Source organism: Rhodococcus sp. IEGM 1408 (assembly GCF_033142235.1).
In the GTDB taxonomy this organism is placed as follows: Bacteria; Actinomycetota; Actinomycetes; order Mycobacteriales; family Mycobacteriaceae; genus Dietzia.
The window spans coordinates 1-3,119 of the sequence record NZ_JAWLRW010000030.1 but is presented as its reverse complement, the minus strand read 5'-3'; the positions used below and the strand labels follow the sequence as shown (position 1 = coordinate 3,119).

3 protein-coding genes are annotated in these 3,119 nt (G+C 65.3%); all 3 read right to left on the bottom strand.

What is annotated here, in order from left to right; translation table 11 throughout:
* Window positions 1-85: 85 nt before the first annotated feature.
* The 3 genes from R4P08_RS18320 to R4P08_RS18310 are packed head-to-tail and all read right to left on the bottom strand — an operon-like array spanning window position 86 to window position 2,957.
* Window positions 86-1,087, bottom strand: coding sequence for a site-specific integrase (locus R4P08_RS18320; protein ID WP_132064254.1), 1,002 nt, complete (start codon window positions 1,085-1,087; stop codon window positions 86-88).
* On the bottom strand, window positions 1,084-2,037 hold the full coding sequence (locus tag R4P08_RS18315; RefSeq protein ID WP_132064255.1) for a tyrosine-type recombinase/integrase: 954 nt from the start codon (window positions 2,035-2,037) through the stop codon (window positions 1,084-1,086). Before R4P08_RS18315 ends, R4P08_RS18320 begins: the two co-directional genes overlap by 4 nt.
* Window positions 2,034-2,957 carry a tyrosine-type recombinase/integrase gene (locus R4P08_RS18310; protein ID WP_132064256.1) on the bottom strand — a complete coding sequence of 308 codons (924 nt, stop codon included), beginning with the start codon at window positions 2,955-2,957 and terminating at the stop codon, window positions 2,034-2,036. The genes R4P08_RS18315 and R4P08_RS18310 overlap by 4 nt, the downstream gene beginning before the upstream one ends.
* Between the last annotated feature and the right edge of the window lie 162 nt (window positions 2,958-3,119).

Below are 3,119 nucleotides of genomic sequence, written 5' to 3'. Positions count from 1 at the left end.
TATTCGGCTCAGTCCGTGGTTATGTGCAGCCCGGCTGGGGACGTGCGGGCAGAACGGCTATTCCGACCCCTGCGGCTGCGCATAATCAGAGGTCTTGGAGGAAGTCGAGGAGCTGGTCTCCAGGTTTGAAGCGCGTTGATGCGGGGCTGGGATCGTCCAGTCGTTGCAGCACGGCTTCCTTGGCCGCGAGGTCGGCTTCGAGATACTGGTGGGTGACAGCTGGGCTGGAGTGGCCGAGCCACAGGGCGATGGTCGCCAGGTCGGCTCCCGACTGCAGCAAGTGCATGGCCGTGGTGTGGCGCAGCGTGTGCGGTGAGATGCGCTGGCCGCGCAGCGACGGGCACTTGTTTTCGGCAGCGGTGACGGCGCGATCGAGCCGGTCTCGTACGCCCGAGCGTGACATCGGTTTCCCGGCCCGGTTGGGGAACACCGGCGTCTCGGGTGCGGCATCAATCTTGCCCAGCCAGCCGCGCAGTTCGGAGGCGGTGTTCTTCCAGAGTGGGAGGACCCGTTCCTTGCGGCCCTTGCCGTGCAGATGCACTGCCGACTGTCGGTCGGTGAGCACGTCGCATACTTGGAGTGCGGTGATCTCGGAGACGCGGGCACCGGTGTTGTAGGTGACGGCGAGCAGAACCGCGTCTCGGCTCCCGCTCCAGGTGCTGCGATCTGGGGCTGCGAGGATCGCGGTCATCTGCTCGCGGGAGAGATAGCCCAGCACGGGCCGATCGAACCGTTTGGTGCCGATGGCCAGCACTCGGCTGGTGATCGGCAGCGATGCCGGGTCACGTAGGGCGGCATAGCGCATGAAGGAGTGAATCGCGGCGAGGCGCGCGTTGCGGGTTCGTGGACTGTTGCCGCGTGCGGTTTCAAGGTGATCGAGGAAATCCAAGACGACTGGGGCGTCCAGGTCGGCCAACTCAAGGGCGGCGGCTGGTTTGCCGGTACGCCGCTCGATGAAGCCGAACAACAGTTCAAACGCGTCGCGGTAGCTTTCCACAGTACGTGCGCTGACACCGCGTTGATCGATCAGGCGCCGCAAGAAAAAATCTTGCACCAACTGGGCGAATCCGATCTGCGGGGCCCTCATGACACACCACCGAGTGGGGAGTGCGCGAAACTTCCGAAGCGAGTGGCCACGATGTTCATCAGTTCCGGGACGGATGTGAGATACCAGTAGACGTCACGGACCTCGACGTGTCCGAGGTAGGTCGCCAGCACTGCGATTTTTGCGTCGACGTCAACGTTGTCGGCGTGCCAGGACTGAATACGCCGTACCACCATCCGATGCCGCAGGTCATGCAGCCGTGGGCTCCGGGTGCGCCCCGTCGCGCTCCAGCCCAGTTCTCGGCGCAACACGCTGAACGTGTGGTGGGCAGCCTTGTAGCTGACTCGGTCGCTGCGGTCGGTACGGAAGAACGCGTCGGTGGCGCACGGTGGCCCGTGGCGCTGTTCTCGTTCGGCCGTGTAATCGCCCATCGGCGGCAACGCGCTGGGGTGCATCGGTACCAGCCGGGCCCGGCCGCGTTTGCCGGCCCGGACCGTGAGCATGGCGGTGGCCAGATCGACGTCGTCGCACCTCAAAGCCAGTGCTTCGCTGATCCGCAGCCCGGTGCAGGCGAGCAGCCCGAACAGCGTCGCGTAGCAGTGTGGCCGTAACCCGCCGGCCGGGGCCAACCCGGCAGTGGCGCGCAGCAGGTCGCTGATCTCCTCGTCGGAGTAGACGTGTGGTGGTTTCCGGTGGCCGGCTGAACCGAGCAACCCAGGCGCCGGGACCTCGGTGGCGCCGTCCGCGGCGGCCAGGTGGCGCAGAAAACCGCGAACCGTCGTCAATCGGCGAGCCGGGTTGCGGGGATCGGATGAGAGAGTCGATGCCGCCCAATCCAGGCTCAACTCGAGCGGGATCGGACCCTTGTGACCCTTCTGATCCAGGTACCGGCCGAACGCCCGCAGTGCACGCTCCTGACTGGGCGAGCGGTAACCCAGGCCACGACGAAGCGCGATGAACTCTTCCACCCGCGGTGCCACCGTGCCCGTCATGACCGCGCCCCTGCATGAGGCCACGGAAGCGCGATCTCGCGCAGAGCCGCGACATCAACGGCTGCATAGATCCGTGTGGTGGCCAGTGACGCGTGGCCGAGCACGTCGGCGATCTCACGTAAGTTGGCCCCACGGTCGAGCAGTTCAGTGGCCAGCGAGTGTCGCAACAAGTTGCCGCCACACACTGGCGCATCGATGCCGGCGTTGTCCACCGCGCGCTGCACCGCACGGCCCACGATGCTGGTGCTGATCGGTGCGCCGACGCGCAGCCAATGCAGGACGAAGACCTCTCGAGCGTCGGTAGGGGGGCGGCCATGCTGGAGATAGCCAGCCAGGGCTTCTCCGACCTCGCTGGTCAGCGGCAAAATGGCGCCGTGACCGGTCTTGCGGGAGCGCACCCGCATCGCGGCGTTGAGCCAGTCCAGATCTTCCAGCTGAAGCCGCACCACCTCGCCAGGGCGCAGTCCCAGCCGCGCAATGGTCAAGATGATCGCCCGATCGCGCAGGTCGCGCGGCGATCCCGATTCCAACGAGGCGATCAACTGCTCAAGAACCGGCGGGGCCAGATGCCGAACCAAGCCGGATGGCCGATGCGGCACCATCGGCACCGCATCGTCCAGCCGGTCTGCACGCAGTCCCGCAACATGCAAGAACCGGAAGAACGCGCGCAACGACGTCGCCGCAAGTTCCACTGTTCTGGGCTGATAACGGCTTGACAATCCACTCACGAACGCCGCCACTTCGGTCTGATGGATCTCTGCGACGTCGACTCCACCTTCGACGGCCACCGTCTCCAAGAACCCGCCGACGTGCTGGATGTAGTTGCACCGCGTCCCTGCGCACAGGCCACGGGTACGACGCAGGTGCTCATCGAACGCCGCAAGTACGTCCCCGGACGACCATCGACTACGAGGTTTCATCTTCTTCTGGCTCCTTACCTTCCGAACCGTTCGGATAGACAAGAAGCGTCCCGATTATGTGCAGCTACCGCGACCCCAAAAAGCTACAAAACCCAGGTCAGCCCGGGCCACTCAGACGCCCGGGCGCACCCGACTGCACATAACCACGGACTGAGCCGAATA

What these genes read in the sequence shown, in the direction of transcription:
- R4P08_RS18310 (WP_132064256.1), bottom strand. Translation starts at nt 2,957, where the DNA reads ATGAAACCTCGTAGTCGATGGTCGTCCGGGGACGTACTTGCGGCGTTC.
- R4P08_RS18320 (WP_132064254.1), bottom strand. Translation starts at nt 1,087, where the DNA reads ATGAGGGCCCCGCAGATCGGATTCGCCCAGTTGGTGCAAGATTTTTTC.
- R4P08_RS18315 (WP_132064255.1), bottom strand. Translation starts at nt 2,037, where the DNA reads ATGACGGGCACGGTGGCACCGCGGGTGGAAGAGTTCATCGCGCTTCGT.